Below are 15,081 nucleotides of genomic sequence, written 5' to 3' on the forward strand. Positions count from 1 at the left end.
GCTACCCCCGCACCACGGCCGCGGCGACCGCGCCGTCGCGGGACTGGCCGGTGATCAGCGCGGGTCGTCCGCGGGTGGCGGGATCCTCGGCGTACCGGGCCAGCAGCACGCCCAGCGCCAGCGCGCCGGTGGCGGCCTGGCAGTCACCGAGCGCCGGACGCACCGACAGCCGCTGCGCGGTGGCCGGCACCACGTCGGACAGGCTGTCCCCGTCGAGGTCACCGCTGGCGACCGCCCAGACGTCGGCCGGGCGGACCTTCGCGGCGGCCAGTGCACGGCCGGCGCAGCCAGCGAGCCCGTCGCCGGTCCCCTCCGGTTGGAAGCCGGTGGCCACCGCGAGCACCTCCGCGCGCGATGGCACGGTGACGCCGGGCGTCGGGCGGCGCAGCAGATAGACCGCCGCGGCCTCGCCGGCCGGGCCGGTGCCGGTGAGCTCCGCCGCCCACGCCGTGTTCGGCGTGTACTCCTCCACCCCGCCGACCAGCAGGGCGTCGGCGTACCCCCGGCGCAGGGCGTTGAGCGCGTAGCGCAGCGCGTACAGGAAGGCGAGTGGGCCGCCGGCCACGGTGGCGTTGACGCCGCGCAGCCCGTAGCGGATCGCCGCCTGGCCGCTCGCGCAGTTCATCACCGTGTTCGGGAACAGCACCGGGTTGACCAGGTACGGCTTGTCCTGCAGCAGCGTCTCGCGGGAGAAGTCCATGGTGGACTTCAGGCTGCCGGTGGTGGTGCCCAGCACCACACCGACGCGGTGCCGGTTGTCGTCGTCCGGGGTGAGCTTCCCGTCGGCCAGCGCCCGTCCGCAGGCCACCATGGCCAGCGCGGTCGCCCGGTCCAGGAAGCTGGTGCCCTTGCGGCCGAGCAGTCGGCGTACGTCGAAGTCGGCGATCGCCGGCGCCTCGGCCGTGGGCAGCGGCTCCTCGAAGCGGTCGCGGACGTCGGCGCGGACGACGGCGTCGGCCCGCACCGCGGCGAGCAGTTCCGTGACGGAGTCCCCGGCGGCGGAGAGCACACCCCAGCCGGTCACCAGGCCGGTCACCGGATCGCCCCGAAGATCGTGATGGCGTTGTTGCCGCCGAAGGCGAACCCGTTGTTCTGCGCCACCCGTACGGTGGCCGACCGGGCCGTGTTCGGCACCGGGTCGATCCAGGACAGCTCCGGGTCGGGGTTGGCCCAGTTGATGGTCGGGGGCAGGAACCCGTGCCGGATGCCCAGCGTGGTGGCGATCGCGCCGAACCCGCTCGCCGCGCCCATGGTGTGACCGAGCATCGACTTGATCGAGCTGACCGGGGGCACCCGGTCGCCGAAAACCGCCCGGATCGCCCGCGCCTCACACAGGTCGTTGGCGGGCGTGCCGGTGCCGTGCGTGCTGATGTAGTCGACGTCCTCCGGCTTGACCCCGGCGTTGTCCTGGGCCAGGCGCATGCACGCCGCGACGCTCTCCTCGTTGGGCGCGACCATGTGGTGGGCGTCGCAGTTGACGCCGTAACCGAGCACCTCGGCGTAGATCCGGGCGCCCCGGGCCCGCGCGTGCTCCAGGGTCTCCAGCACCAGGGCCGCGCCGCCCTCGCCGGTGAGGATGCCGGAGCGGTCCCGGTCGAACGGTCGGCACGCCCGCTCGGTCAGCGCGCCGAGCCGGAAGAAGCCGGCGTGCGCCCAACGGCACACCGAGTCGGCGCCGCCGGCCACCATCACGTCCGCCTCACCACAGCAGAGCAGGTCGTACGCGTACCCGATGGCGTAGTTGCTGGCCGAGCAGGCGGTGGTGAGGGTGACCGACTCACCGGCCAGCCCCAGCTCCGCACTCACCGCGTAGGACAACCGCTCGGCCGGCGCCTGCCGCAGCGCCTCGACGGACATGGCCGGGTAGCCGCCCTCGACGAGCTCCGCGGTGAGCTGCTCCACCACCGTGGACTCGCCGCTGGTGGTGCCGACGACCGCGCCGACGCGCCCCGGATCGAGGGCGGGCAGAGGCAGACCGGCGTCCGTCACGGCCAGCCGGGCGGCCGCCGCGGCGAACAGCGCCGAGCGGCCCCAGTCGGCGATCCGCAGGCGTCGCAGCAGCGCCTCCGGTCGGAACGCGGGCACCTCGCCGGCCCAGTGGTGCGGGAACCCGCTCGCGTCGAAGCTGGTGATGGGCGCGGCGGCCGACCGGCCGGAGCGCAGCCCGGCGGTGAACTCGTCGACGCCGATGCCGATGCCGGACACCGGACCGAGCCCGGTGACGACCACGCGGTGCACGGGTCAGTCCTGCCAGCCGGCGTGTCGCGCCACGACCTCGTGGACGGCCTTGAGGCTACGCATCTCGTTCAGCTCGGCCTGCGGGATCTCCACCCGGTACCTCTTCTCGATCCGGGCCAGGATCTCGATCGCCCGCAACGAGTCCGCCTCGTACTCCTCGACGAAGTCGGCGGTGTCGGCGACCTCCTCCGGTTCCAACTCGAGCACCTCGGCCACGATCTCCCGCAGCTCCGCCATGTGCTGTTCGCGTTCACTCATCGGGATTCCCTCTTCCTCTCATCATCGGGCTCCGGAGATGGCGTCGGCCGGTCGGACGACCGCCATCATCGAGCCGAACTCCGCCACCTGGTCGGTCCCGACCCAGCTGGATCCGGAGGCGAACGCGGCCCCGTGCACGACCTGTTCCAGCCGGACCCGGTGCCGGATCACGTCGCCCGGGTACACCGGGCGCAGCAGTACGCAGTCGCGGGCCGCGGTGAACATCGGCAGCCCGGCCGTGCCCGGTCCCCGGGACAGCAGCCAGAGCACCGCCGCGCCCTGACCGAACGACTCGATCAGCAGCGAGGCGGGGTACGCGTACCGGTCGGGGGCCTGCCCCTCGGCGATCCCCCGGTAGCAGGGCTCGCAGCCGGTGACCGCCTTGACCGCCTCCAGGCTCGCTCCCGGCTCGACGCTGTCGACCCGGTCGAGCAGCAGCATCGGGTACCGGTGCGGCAGCAGGGCACGCAGCTCGCCGTGGTCCAGTCTCATCAGGTGCCCTCCCCGCCCGGGGCCGGCCAGCGGTACACCGCCCGCACCGTCGCCGCCCGGACCCCGTCGCCGCGTACGCACCGGGCGGCGACCTCGAAGGACTGGTCCTCGGCGACCGGGCCGACCGACGCCTCGACGGTGAGCGTGTCCCCGGCGAGCAGCGGTGCGAGGAACCGGGCGGAGCGCAACCGGTGCAGCTGGGGCAGCCGGCCCGCGCAGTAGCCGACGGCCGCGGTCACCGCCTGCCCGATCGTCTCCAGGGTGAACACGCCCGGGTAGACGGTCAGCTCCGGGAAGTGCCCGCCCAGGTAGACGTCGGCCGGGTCGACCGTGGTGCCGGCGCGCAGGCTGATCCCGCCCCGGGGGCCGGCGGACACCTCGACCCAGCGGATCGCCGGCAGCGGCGCCGCCGCGGCCCGGTAGATCTCGGCGGGGCGGGTTCCGACGCTGAACGTGGGTGCGGCGGTCACAGCACGATCCCCCCGTCCACCCGGATCACCTGGCCGGTGACGTAGCCGGCCCGCTCCGAGAGCAGGAACTCGACCAGCTCGGCGACGTCGGCGGGTGCGCCGAAACGGCCCAACGGGATCCGCCCCAGGGCCGCGTCGCGCAGCTTGCCCGGCAGCGCGGCGGTCATGTCGGTCTCGATGAAGCCGGGCGCCACCACGTTGACCCGTACGCCGTACCCGGCGACCTCCTTTGCCAGGGACAGGCTGAGCCCGATGATGCCGGCCTTGCTGGCGGCGTAGTTGGCCTGCCCGGTGTTGCCGCTGACACCCGCCACGGAGGAGAGGTTGACGATGGCCCCGCGGCGTCGCTTGAGGAAGCGGAAGGCGACGGTCCGGCAGGTGTTCCAGGTGCCGGTCAGGTTGGTGCCGAGCACGTCGTGCCACTCGTCGGGCGCCATCAGCACCAACGGCCGGTCCCGGGTGATGCCGGCGTTGTTGACCAGCGCGGTGAGCGGCCCGAGGTGCCGCTCGGCGGTCGAGACGAACTCGTCGACCGCGGCCGGGTCGGTCACGTCGCACGGCCCGAACCAGGTCCCGACCCCGTACGCCTCGACCTCCGCGCGGGTCTTCTCCGCGGCCTCGCTCGGCGCGCTGTAGCAGCCCGCCACCGCGTACCCCTCGGCGGCCAGCCGCAGCGCGACCGCCCGGCCGATCCCCCGGGACACCCCGGTCACCAGCGCGCAGCGCGGCGCGTCGCCTGCCGTTGCCATGTCACCTCCTCCTCATCCGATCGCCCGTTGCGCGCGCAGCCGTTCCCGGGTGGCCGCGTCGACGCCGATCTCGTCGAGGACCCGTTCGGTGTCGGCGCCGGGTTCCGGTGCGCCGGAGCGGACCGCGGTCGGCGTCCGGGAGAACTTGACGGCCGGCCCGGTCAGCGGCGCGGTGCTGCCGTTGGACAGCACCGTCTCCTGCACCATCGCCCGGGCGTGGACCTGCGGGTCGGTCGCGGCTTCGGCGAACGTGCGGACCCGCTCGGCGGTGATCCCGTTCGCGTCGAGGGTGGAGACCACCTCGGCGCAGCCCCGCCCGGCGCACCAGTCGGCGACGACCGCGTTGACCGTGGCGCGGTTGTCGCGGCGTTCCTGGTTGGTCGCGTACCCGGGCGCCCGGGCCAGTTCGGGGCGGCCGACCACCTCGGCCAGCCGACGCCAGGAGCGGTCCAGGGCGACCGCCACGTAGACGTGGCCGTCGGCGCACCGGAAACAGCCGGCCGGCACCACGAAGTCGGCCTGGTCGCCCCAGCGGCGCAGCGGCACGCCGGTGGCGCCGAGGGTGAGGTAGCCGTTGCTGGAGAAAAGCAGCGAGTCGAGCATGCTCACGTCGACGTGCTGGCCCTCGCCGGTGCGGTCGCGGTGGCGCAGCGCGGCCAGCGCGCCGATCACCGCGTGCAGGCCGGCGAGGTCGTCGGCGAGGAAGGTGGGCGCTTTCAGCGGTGCGCCGTCGGGCTCGCCGTTGAGCGCCATCCAGCCGGCGGCGGCCTGGGTGGTCGGGTCGTAGCCGGGCCGTCCCGCGTCCGGGCCGAACTGTCCGTAGCCGGAGACGGAGACCAGCACGACGTCCGGTCGGACTGCCCGACAGGCCTGGTAGCCGACGCCCCAGGCGTCCAGCGTTCCGGGTTTGTAGTTCTCCACCACGACGTCGGCGGTGGCGACGAGCCGCAGGAACACCTCGGCCGCGCCGGGGCGGCGCAGGTCCAGACCGATGCTGCGCTTGTTGCGGTGCACGCTCTGCCGGAACCAGGACAGCCCGGTGCCGGGGATGTCCGGGGGCATCAGGCCCTCCCGGTTGCCGGGCATCTCCACCCGCAGCACGTCGGCGCCGAGGTCGGCCAGGACGCAGCTCGCCACCGGGCCGGACCACACCTTGGTGACGTCCAGGACCCGTACGCCCTGCAGCGGCCCGGTCAGGTCGTGGCGGGCGTCGGCGTAGAAGGCCGCGGCGTCGCGGGTCTCGGGGGCGGGCGGCGTCGGCGCGGCGCGCATGTCGGTGTCCATGCCCGCCTACTCCCGCACCAGCAGCGACGCCGTGCCGAGCGAGCCGCCGCAGCACATGGTGACCAGGGCGACCTCGCCACCGTCGCGTTCCAGCTCGTGCAGGGCGGTCACCAGCAGCCGGCTGCCGCTGCTGCCCAGCGGATGCCCGAGGGAGATGGCGCCACCGTTGACGTTGACCCGGTCCAGGTCGGCGTCGTGGTGCGCGGCCCAGGAGAGCACGACGGACGCGAACGCCTCGTTGACCTCGACGTCGTCGACGTCGTCGACGGTCATCCCGGCCCGCTTGAGCAGTTTGCGGGTGGCCACGGTGGGGCCGTCGAGCAGGTAGTAGGGGTCGGCGCCGGTGACCACCTGGTGGGCCAGCCGGGCTCGGGGCCGCAGACCGAGGGCGGCGGCGCGGTCCCGGGACATCCAGAGCACGGCGGCCGCGCCGTCGGAGATCTGGGAGATGGTGCCGGCGGTGTGGATGCCGCCGGGGATCACCGGCCGCAGGGCGGCCAGCCCTTCGGCGGTGGTCTCCCGGATGCCCTCGTCGGCGTCGGCCAGGGTGCCGTCGGGCAGCGGCACCGGGGTGATCTCCCGGTCGAAGCGGCCCTCGGCGCGGGCGTGGGCCGCCCGCTGCTGCGAGCGCAGCCCGTAGGCGTCGGCGTCCGCGCGGGTCAGCCCCTGCCGGGCCGCGATCCGCTCGGCGCCGCCGAACTGCGCCTTAGGCGGGTCGTCGTACGGGTAGTCGGGGGTCTTGTAGTGCCCGGGCCCCTGGTAGAGGTTGGTGCCGACGGGCACCCGGCTCATCGACTCCACGCCGCAGGCGATGCCCACGTCGATGGCGCCGGCGGCGATGAGCGCCACGATCAGGTGGTTGGCCTGCTGGGCGGAGCCGCAGGAGGCGTCGACCGTGCTCGCCGCGACCTCGTAGTCGAGGCCGCTGTTGAGCCAGGCGTTGCGCGTGACGTTGAGGCTCTGCTCGCCCACCTGTGTGACGCAGCCGCCGATGATCTGCTCCACCTCGCCCGGTTCGATCCCGGCCCGGCGGATCACTTCGACCTGGACGTGCCGCAGCAGCTCCACGGCCTTCAGGCCGGACAGCACACCCTCGCGCCGGCCGATCGGCGTCCGGACCGCCTCGACGATCACCGCCTCCGGCATGGACTTCCCTTCCTGGTCGGCGCGTGGTTCGGGTGCTCAGGCCGGGACGAGCCGTACGCGCAGCTCCTCCAGGCCCCGGAAGGTGCTGCTGTGCCGCCACTCGAGGTCGATCTCGTCGGCGTCCGGGTCGGCCAGCTCGATCACCGCGAACCGGTCCACCAGCCGGCGGAAGGCGATCTGCCCCTCGGCACGGGCGAGTTGCGCGCCGAGGCAGTGGTGTGGCCCCCAGGCGAACGACAGCGGCGTCTCCGGCGGTTCGGCGCCGGAGAAGCGGGCGATGTCGAGCACGTCCGGGTCGGCGTAGCGGGCCGGGTCGCGGTTGGCCGCGCCGATCAGGGTGATCACGTGCTCACCCCGGGCGAGCGGGGTGCCGTCGACGAAGGTGGTGTCCTCGAACGCGGCGCGGCCCAGCACGTGCACCGGGGAGTCGAAGCGCAGCAGCTCCTCGACGGCGGACCGGGTCAGCTCGGGCTCGGCGCGCAGCCGTTGGAGCTGGTCGGGGTTGCGGCACAGCGCGTGCGTGCCGAGGCCGATGAGGTCGGTCATGGTCTGGAAGCCGGCGCCGAAGAGCAGCACGATGACCTGGATCAGCTCGTCGACCGAGAGTCGGTCACCGTCGATCTCGACCTGGCCGAGGGCCGAGGCGAGGTCGTCGCGGGGATCCTCGCGCCGCTTGCGAACCAGATCGGCGAAGTATTCCTCCATCTCGCCGAGTGCCTGGTCGGATGCCTTGAGGACCTCTTCCGGTGCGAAGATCTCCAGCCCGCCGGACGCGGCGCGGGTCAGCCGGCGCAGCAGCGGCCAGTCCGCCGGCGGCACGCCGACCAGCTCGCCGATCACCATCACCGGAAGCGGGAAGCCGAACGAGCCGACGATGTCGACCTCGCCGCCGCCGGGGCCGACCTGGCGGCTGATGTCGTCGAGCAGGCCGTCGACGAACGAGGTCAGCCGAGGGCGCAGGGTCTCGGTGCGGCGGGGGGTGAACACCCGGCTCACCAGCCCGCGCAGCCGGGTGTGCTCCGGCCCGTCGAGGAAGAGCAGGGTGCGGGCGCCCTCGCGGCCGCGGGAGTCGCCCATCCGGGGGCGTTGCGCCGACTTGTCCAGCGACGGGTTGCGCAGCGCGGCACGGCAGTCGTCGTACGTGGTGAGCACCCATCCCACGCCCTGGCCGGGCTGTTCCATCCGGTACTTCGGCGCCGCGGTTCGCAGCGCGTGGTAATGCGGGTAAGGGCTGCTGACGGTGGCCGGGGCCTTCATCAGCAGCTCCATGGCGACGATCCGGGGATCAGCGCTCACCACGGTCTCGGTCATGGCTCGGAAGCCTAATAGTGTTTCGCGTATCTCGGAAGTACTTGTTTCTCGTATCTTTTATTGCGCATACTGGCGGGCATGACCTCGGCCCGTACCGGCATGCCGCCGAGATTCGACGCCCGCGACCCCGCCGTGGTGGCCGACCCCTACCCCACCTACGTGACGCTGCGCGCGGCCGGCCCGCTGTGCCGGATGGGTCCGGGCAGCTGGGGCGTCACCCGCTACGCCGACGTCGCCCGGCTGGTCCGCGACCCACGCCTGGGCAGCGAGTTCCCGGCGGCCTACCACCGGATGTCGGCCGGCGACGGCGCGGCCGGCTCCTTCTTCGGCAGCATCATCCTCTACCGCGACCCGCCCGAGCACGGGCGCCTGCGGCGGCTGATGGCCAAGGCGTTCAGCCCCGCACTGGTGCGCCGGCTGCGCCCGAGAATCGAGGCGATGGTCACCGACCTGCTGGCCCCGGCGACCCGCACCGGACGTTTCGACGCGGTCTCGGATCTGGCCTTTCCGCTGCCGGTCATGGTGGTCTGCGCCCTGATGGGCATCCCGCCAGCGGACCACGAACGCATCCGCCCGTACGCGCTGGACCTGAGCAAGGCGTTCGCCGCGATCGTGCCGGACGACGACCGCCCGGCCGCCGACCGGGCCGTCGAGTGGCTGCGCGACTACCTCGGCGAGATCCTCGACCGGCGCCGCGCCGAACCCGGCGACGACCTGCTGTCCCGGATGCTCGCCGCGACGGACGACGACGGCGCGGTGCTCGACCACGACGAGATCGTGGACAACGCGGTCTTCGCCTTCTTCGCCGGCTTCGAGACCACCACCAACCTGATCGCCACCGGCGTGGCGGCACTGCTCGACCACCCCGACCAGCTCGCCCTGCTGCGGGCGGACCCGACGCTAACGCCCCGCGCGGTGGAGGAGTTCCTGCGCTACGACGCCCCGATCCAGGGCGTCGCCCGGCTCGTCCGGGAGGACATCGACGTCGGCGACCGCACCATCCGCGCCGGGCGGGTGCTGATCCTGCTGATCGGCAGCGCCAACCGGGACCCGGAGCGGTTCGGCACACCGGACCGCCTCGACGTCACCCGCGAGGACAACCCGCACCTGTCCTTCGGCGGCGGCATCCACCACTGCCTCGGCGGCTACCTGGCCCGGGTGGAGGCGCAGGTCGCCATCGAGACCCTGCTGCGCACCTTCCCGACGCTGGCCCCGGCCGGACCGGCCCGCCGGCAGACCGGCGGGACGCTGCGCTCGTACGCCAGTGTGCCCGTGGCGGTGCGGCGGTGAGCCCCGCCGGGCGGGTCCTGCCCGCGCGGATGGACCCCCTCTCCCCCGAGGTCGTCGCCGACCCGTACCCGACGTACGCCCGGATGCGGGCGGCCGGCCCGCTGTGCCGGTTCGGCCCGGCGAGCTGGGGCGTGACCCGGCACCGGGACGTGGCCGCGCTGCTGCGTGACCGTCGGCTGAGCAACACCTTCCCGGAGGACGACCCGCAGTTCCGGATGGCGCAGGACCTCTCCCGCGAGGTGTTCCGACGGATCATCCCCACCCGCGACCCGGACGACCACAGCCGGCTGCACCAGCAGATGGTCCGCGCGTTCAGCCCCGGCGTGGCCCGGCGCACCGCCGGCCGCGTCGGCGAGCTGGTCGACGAGCTGCTCGCGCCGGCCCTGGACACCGGGCGTCTGGACGCCGTCGCCGAGCTGGCCTTCCCGATCGCCGCCACCGTGGTCTGCGAACTCATCGGACTGCCGGCGGCGCGGACCCGGGCCGAGGTCTGGCCCCGCGCGGCGGCACTCGGCCGCGCCTTCACCCCGTTCCTTCCCGAGGCCGACCGCGCGGCGGCGGACGAGGCGCTGGCCTGGCTGCGCGGGTACGTCCGCGACCTGCTCACCAGCCGGCACGCCGACCCGGACGGCGACCTGCTCGACCGGATGCTCGCCGTGGCGGACCCGGCCGAGGGAACGGAGGAGGTCGTCGACAACATCGTCTTCCTCTGCTTCACCGGCTACGAGACGACCATGAACATGGTCTGCACCGGCAGCATCGCGCTGGCCGAGCGGCCCGACGAGTGGCGTCGGCTGCGCGACGATCCGTCGCTGGCCGCCACCGCGGCCGAGGAGTTCGTCCGGTTCGACGCCCCGATCCAGTACACCGCCCGGCTGGCGTTGGAGCCGATCCCGGTGGGCGACCGGGTGATCCGGGCCGGTCGGTCGGTCTTCCTCCTGCTCGGCTGCGCCAACCACGACGAGGACGTGTTCGCCGACCCCGGTCGCGTCGACATCGGCCGCCACCCCAACCCGCACGTCGGCTTCGGCGGCGGCGTACGCGGCTGCCTCGGCGCCGCGCTGGCCCGGATCGAGGGAGCGGTCGTCTTCGAACGGCTCGCCCGACAGCTCGCCGGCATCGAGCTGGCCGCCCCGCCGGTGCGCGAGCCCAGCGCCCTCTTCCGGTCGTACGCGTCGATCCCGCTCGCCGTCACCCCGGCCTGAGCCGGCGTCGGCAGAACCAGGAGTCGCAGATGTCATTGATCGGCCGACCGGTACGGCGTACCGAGGACCGGGCCCTGCTCACCACCGGCGGCACGTACGTCGACGACGTCGTCGTGCCCGGCTGCCTGGAACTGGTCTTCGTCCGCTCCCACGTGGCGCACGGCCGGCTGCGCGGCGTGGACGCCGAGGCCGCCGGGCGGGCGCCCGGCGTGGTCGCGGTCTTCACCGCGGCGGACGTGGACCTGCCGCCGCTGCCGCCCGAGGCCGGCGTGCTGAACCAGAAGATGACCACCCCGGTGCTCGCCGACGGCGTCGTGCGGTTCGTCGGCGAACCGGTCGCCGCGGTGCTGGCGACCAGCCGCGCCGAGGCGGTGGACGCCGCCGCCCTCGTCGAGGCGGACATCGCGCCGCTGCCGGCGCTGGTCGACGTCGACCGGGCGCTCGCCGACGAGCTGGTGCTGCATCCGCAGGCCGGCACGAACATGGTGCTCAAGCTCGGCTTCCGTCGCCCGGCCGGGCGGGCCGAGCTGCACGAGGGCGCCGAGGTGGTGGTTCGGCAGCGGATGACCAACCCGCGGGTGGCGCCGTGCCCGCTGGAGGCCCGCGCCGGGCAGGCCGAGTGGGGGCCGGACGGGTTGCGCTACCGGGCCGGCAGCCAGGCGGTGCACCTGTGGCGCGGCCAGCTCGCGGCGGCCCTCGGCGAGCCGGAGGAGCGGGTCCGGGTGGTCAACGGCGACGTCGGCGGGGCGTTCGGTTCCAAGGCGTTCGCCAGCCGGGAGGACATCCTCGTGGCCTGGGCGGGCCGCCGGCTCGGCCGTCCGGTGCGCTGGGCGGAGACCCGCAGCGAGAGCATGGTCGCCGCCGGGCACGGCCGGGCCCAGCACCAGAGCGCCGAGCTGGGCGGCACCCGCGACGGGCGGATCGTGTCGTACGCGCTGGAGGTCGTGCAGGACGCCGGGGCGTACCCGCGTATCGGGGCGATCCTGCCGTTCTGGACCCGGACCATGCTGACCGGCCCGTACGGCATCAGCCGGGCGAAGTTCAGCTCGTCCAGCGTCACCACCACGACCACCCCCGTCGTGTCGTACCGGGGCGCCGGGCAGCCGGAGGCGGTGGCCGCCCTGGAGCGGATGGTCGACCTGTACGCGGCGGAGATCGGCATGGATCCGGCCGAGGTACGGCGACGCAACCTGTTGCCGCCGGAGAGCTTCCCGGTGACCACGGTGACCCGCGCCCGCTACGACACCGGCGACTACCCGGCGGCGCTGGAGCGGGTGCTCGCCGAGGCCGGCTATCCGGCGCTGCGCGCCGAGCAGGCGGCCCGCCGCGTACGCGGTGACGTCCAACAACTCGGCATCGGCCTGTCCACCTTCGTGGAGATCACGGGCGCGGACACCCGCAGCGAGTATGCCTCCGCGCGCGTCGACCACACCGGCCGGTTCACCGTCCACTCGGGAACCTGTCCGCACGGCCAGGGCCACGTCACCGCCTGGGCGATGATCGCCGCCGACGTGCTCGGCGTACCGCTGGATCGCGTGGACGTGCGCCACTCCGACACCGCGACGGTCCCCGAGGGCGGCGGCACCGGCGGGTCCCGGTCGTTGCAGACCGGTGGGATGGCGGTCCGCGAGGCGGCCCTGGCCCTGGTGGAGCGGGGCCGGGACGTGGCGGCCGCCCGCCTGGGCGTGTCCCTCGACGAGGTGAAGTTCGCCGCGGGACGGTTCCGGTCGACCGCCGGGCGCGTCGTCGACTGGGCCGAGCTGGCCGCCGACGACGCCGGCCCCGGGGGCGGGCTGTCCGCCGAGGCGACGTTCCAGCCGTCCGCCGCGACCTGCCCGTACGGCGCGCACCTGGCCGTGGTGGAGGTGGACACCGAGACGGGTCAGGTGGCCCTGCTGCGCGTGGTGGCGGTCGACGACGCGGGCGTGCTGCTCAACCCGCTGCTGGCCGAGGGGCAGGTGCACGGCGGGTTGGCGCAGGGCGCCGGCCAGGCGCTGGTCGAGGAGGTCCGCTTCGCCGCCGACGGCACGCCGCTGCACGGTGACCTGCACCGGTACGCCATGGTGGGCGCGGCCGAGCTGCCGTCCTTCGAGACGGTCGCGACGCAGACCCCGACCCCGGTGAACCCGCTGGGCGCCAAGGGGCTCGGCGAGTCTGGGGCGGTCGGTCTTCCGCCGGCGGTGCAGAACGCCGTGGTCGACGCCGTCCGCCACCTGGGCGTGCGGCACATCAACATGCCGGTGACCGCCGAGCGGGTCTGGACGGCGATCCAGGCGGCGGGCGCCGCCAGCTAGTGCCGCCAATGGGCCGCCCGGTGACCCGGGCGGCCCATTGGCGTCAGTCGTCCACCACGGACAGCGCCTGCTTCGGGCAGCGGCGCGCGGCTTCGCGTACCCGGGCGGCCAGTGCGCCCTCGAGCGGCTGTTCGGTGATGTGCAGCCGGTCGTCGTCAGCGACGTCGAACACCTCCGGCGCCTGACCCACACAGACCGCGTTGCTCTCGCATCGGGAGAAGTCCACGACCAGTCGCACTGCTCACGCCTCCGTCTTCGGGACGATCTCGAGGATCGGGAACATCATGGTGGGCACGCTGCGGGCCAGCCGCAGGTCGGCGACGTCCAGCAGCCGCTCGATGTGCTCGCGGGAGCGGGCGCCGCCACCGACCATGGCCAGCAGGAGCAGGTCGTAGAGGCGCCCGACGTCGAACCGGTCACCCGGCTCGACCACGGGCTCCAGCACCAGCAGCCGGCTGTCCGGGCGCATCGCCGCCCGCACGGCCGTCAGCAGGCGTACGGCGTTGTCGTCGTCCCAGCCGTAGAGGATCCGCTTGAGCAGGTAGGCGTCCGCGCCGGCCGGGACGGTCTCGAAGAAGCTGCCGCCGGTCACCGTGCACCGCTGGGCCACACCGAGCTTCTGCAGCACCGGCTCGGCCTCGGCGACCACGTGCGGCAGGTCGAACAGGGTGCCACGCAACGCCGGGAAGCGGGCCATGATGCCGCCGAGGAAGGCGCCGTTGCCGCCGCCGACGTCGACCACCGTGGCTAGCTCACCCCAGGGGTACGCGGGCAGCGCGGCCCGCAGCTCCAGCCGGGTGGCCGCCTGCTGGGAGGCGTCGAAGCGGGCGCTGTCGTGCGGATGGGCGGCCATGTACGGCCAGTAGCCCTCGGGGTGGACCTGGTCGAAAGACGCCTGCCCGGTGCGGATGCTGTGGTCGAAGTGGGCCCACGCCTCGATGTCGGGTTCGAGCAGCGGGTACGCGTCGCGCAGCGACAGCGGGTGGTCGGTGCGCAGCGGCTCGGCGAGCTTGGTCAGCCCGAACACCTCCGGCTCGACCTCGGTGAAGATGCCCTTGCCGGCCAACGCCCGCAGGGCGCGCAGCAGCGACGGCGCGTGCGCGCCGGTGGCCTCGGCCAGTTCGGTCACCGGCCGTGGCCCGTCGACGAGCTCGTCGGCGACACCCAGCTCGGCGACGGCGCGCACGGTGAACGGCACGATGTAGTCGGCCAGCTCGGTCAGTCGGAACACCGATTCGATGTCGATCCGGGGTCGGGTCGGGGCCATCGATACCTCCTAGGGGGACGTCGGCTGCGGCCCGGCGGGACCGGCGGCGATCACGGTGAGCGTGGGGGTGGCGACGATGCGGTCCAGTCGCAGGCCGGCGCCGGCCAGCAGGTCGACGAGCTGGTCCCGGGTGCGGTGCCGGCCGCCGGTGAGCACCAGGGTGTGCAGGTCGACGAGCTTCGCGACGTCGAAGACGTCGCCGGCGGGGATGATCGCCTCCAGCAGCAGCAGCCGGCTCTCCGGCCGCATCGCCTCGGCGATCCGGCGCAGGATGACCGTGGCGTCGGCGTCGTCCCAGCCCGGCAGGATCGTCTTGAGCACGTACAGGTCGGCGCCCGCCGGCACCGGGTCGAAGAAGCTGCCCGGGATGATCCGGCAGCGATCGGTCACCGCGGCGCGGGCGAGCAGCGCCGGCGCGGCCGCCACCACGTGGGGCAGGTCGAGCAGGGTGCCGCGCAGCTTCGGGCAGCGGGTGAGCAGGCCGGCCAGGAACGCGCCGTCGCCGCCGCCGACGTCGACGACCTCCCGGGCCCGCGCCCACGGCCACGCCGGCAGGACGGTACGCAGATGCAGCCGGGTCAGGCTGGACATCCACCGGTCGACGGCGAGGCTGTCCGCCGGATTCCCGGCCAGGTAGGACCAGTAGTCGGTGCCGTGGATCCGGGGAAAGGCGGCCTCCCCGGTGCGCAGGCAGCGGCCGAGCCCAGCCCAGGCGCGGACGTCCGCGGCCATCAGCGGGTACGCGTCGCGCAGCGACAGTGGATGGTCGGTGCGCAGCGGCTCGGCGAGCTTGGTCAGCCCGAACACCTCCGGCTCGACCTCGGTGAAGATGCCCTTGCCGGCCAACGCCCGCAGGGCGCGCAGCAGCGACGGCGCGTGCGCGCCGGTGGCCTCGGCCAATTCGGTCACCGGCCGTGGCCCGTCGACGAGCTCGTCGGCGACACCCAGGTGGGCGATCACCCGGATGGCGAACGGCACAATGTAGTCGGCGAGTTCGGTGAGCCGGGTCAACGCACCGAGGTCGGTACGGGGCCGCGCCGCCAGCATCAACCGCCTCCACTATCACGTGTCTTGTAT

General features: G+C 73.9%; 15 protein-coding genes. 3 read left to right on the forward strand and 12 right to left on the reverse strand.

Features of this window, described 5'->3' with window-relative positions:
* Window position 1 precedes the first annotated feature (1 nt).
* The 9 genes from ACWD5O_RS11480 to ACWD5O_RS11520 are packed head-to-tail and all read right to left on the reverse strand — an operon-like array spanning window position 2 to window position 7,948.
* Window positions 2-1,036 carry a beta-ketoacyl synthase N-terminal-like domain-containing protein gene (locus ACWD5O_RS11480; protein WP_450085217.1) on the reverse strand — a complete coding sequence of 345 codons (1,035 nt, stop codon included), beginning with the start codon at window positions 1,034-1,036 and terminating at the stop codon, window positions 2-4.
* On the reverse strand, window positions 1,033-2,238 hold the full coding sequence (locus tag ACWD5O_RS11485) for a beta-ketoacyl-[acyl-carrier-protein] synthase family protein (protein ID WP_450085218.1): 1,206 nt from the start codon (window positions 2,236-2,238) through the stop codon (window positions 1,033-1,035). Before ACWD5O_RS11485 ends, ACWD5O_RS11480 begins: the two co-directional genes overlap by 4 nt.
* Window positions 2,239-2,241: 3 nt before the next feature.
* Entirely contained in the window at window positions 2,242-2,496 is a 255-nt protein-coding gene (locus ACWD5O_RS11490) for an acyl carrier protein (protein WP_089020954.1), read from the reverse strand.
* A 21-nt stretch (window positions 2,497-2,517) separates the two neighbouring features.
* Window positions 2,518-2,988, reverse strand: a complete 471-nt coding sequence (locus ACWD5O_RS11495) for a 3-hydroxyacyl-ACP dehydratase FabZ family protein (RefSeq protein ID WP_354965208.1) — start codon at window positions 2,986-2,988, stop codon at window positions 2,518-2,520.
* Complete coding sequence (locus ACWD5O_RS11500) at window positions 2,988-3,458, reverse strand: hypothetical protein (RefSeq protein WP_450085219.1); 471 nt, start codon at window positions 3,456-3,458, stop codon at window positions 2,988-2,990. The genes ACWD5O_RS11495 and ACWD5O_RS11500 overlap by 1 nt, the downstream gene beginning before the upstream one ends.
* On the reverse strand, window positions 3,455-4,207 hold the full coding sequence (gene fabG / locus ACWD5O_RS11505; protein ID WP_450085220.1) for a 3-oxoacyl-[acyl-carrier-protein] reductase: 753 nt from the start codon (window positions 4,205-4,207) through the stop codon (window positions 3,455-3,457). The genes ACWD5O_RS11500 and fabG overlap by 4 nt, the downstream gene beginning before the upstream one ends.
* 12 nt (window positions 4,208-4,219) lie before the next feature.
* A complete protein-coding gene (locus ACWD5O_RS11510; RefSeq protein ID WP_450085294.1) occupies window positions 4,220-5,479 on the reverse strand; it encodes a CaiB/BaiF CoA transferase family protein in 1,260 nt (419 codons plus the stop codon).
* An 18-nt stretch (window positions 5,480-5,497) separates the two neighbouring features.
* Window positions 5,498-6,637: a steroid 3-ketoacyl-CoA thiolase gene (locus ACWD5O_RS11515; RefSeq protein ID WP_450085221.1), complete on the reverse strand. Its 1,140-nt coding sequence runs from the start codon at window positions 6,635-6,637 to the stop codon at window positions 5,498-5,500.
* Between the two features lie 36 nt (window positions 6,638-6,673).
* Entirely contained in the window at window positions 6,674-7,948 is a 1,275-nt protein-coding gene (locus ACWD5O_RS11520) for a cytochrome P450 (RefSeq protein ID WP_450085222.1), read from the reverse strand.
* Between the two features lie 78 nt (window positions 7,949-8,026).
* Between ACWD5O_RS11520 and ACWD5O_RS11525 the strand changes: the two genes are divergently transcribed.
* Genes ACWD5O_RS11525 through ACWD5O_RS11535 form a run of 3 tightly spaced genes read left to right on the forward strand, consistent with a single transcriptional unit; the run spans window position 8,027 to window position 12,737 of the window.
* Window positions 8,027-9,238 carry a cytochrome P450 gene (locus tag ACWD5O_RS11525; RefSeq protein ID WP_450085223.1) on the forward strand — a complete coding sequence of 404 codons (1,212 nt, stop codon included), beginning with the start codon at window positions 8,027-8,029 and terminating at the stop codon, window positions 9,236-9,238.
* The gene (locus ACWD5O_RS11530; protein WP_450085224.1) at window positions 9,235-10,443 is read left to right on the forward strand and encodes a cytochrome P450; all 1,209 of its coding nucleotides are present in this window, start codon (window positions 9,235-9,237) and stop codon (window positions 10,441-10,443) included. The genes ACWD5O_RS11525 and ACWD5O_RS11530 overlap by 4 nt, the downstream gene beginning before the upstream one ends.
* A 29-nt stretch (window positions 10,444-10,472) precedes the next feature.
* Window positions 10,473-12,737 carry a xanthine dehydrogenase family protein molybdopterin-binding subunit gene (locus ACWD5O_RS11535; protein ID WP_450085225.1) on the forward strand — a complete coding sequence of 755 codons (2,265 nt, stop codon included), beginning with the start codon at window positions 10,473-10,475 and terminating at the stop codon, window positions 12,735-12,737.
* A gap of 43 nt (window positions 12,738-12,780) precedes the next feature.
* On the opposite strand, the gene ACWD5O_RS11540 is transcribed toward ACWD5O_RS11535, so the two are convergent.
* The 3 genes from ACWD5O_RS11540 to ACWD5O_RS11550 are packed head-to-tail and all read right to left on the reverse strand — an operon-like array spanning window position 12,781 to window position 15,051.
* Window positions 12,781-12,975: a ferredoxin gene (locus tag ACWD5O_RS11540; protein WP_354965216.1), complete on the reverse strand. Its 195-nt coding sequence runs from the start codon at window positions 12,973-12,975 to the stop codon at window positions 12,781-12,783.
* Between the two features lie 3 nt (window positions 12,976-12,978).
* A complete protein-coding gene (locus ACWD5O_RS11545; protein ID WP_450085226.1) occupies window positions 12,979-14,004 on the reverse strand; it encodes a methyltransferase in 1,026 nt (341 codons plus the stop codon).
* A gap of 9 nt (window positions 14,005-14,013) precedes the next feature.
* The gene (locus ACWD5O_RS11550) at window positions 14,014-15,051 is read right to left on the reverse strand and encodes a methyltransferase (protein WP_450085227.1); all 1,038 of its coding nucleotides are present in this window, start codon (window positions 15,049-15,051) and stop codon (window positions 14,014-14,016) included.
* Between the last annotated feature and the right edge of the window lie 30 nt (window positions 15,052-15,081).

The sequence above is a fragment of the Micromonospora sp. NPDC005161 genome (assembly GCF_053599855.1).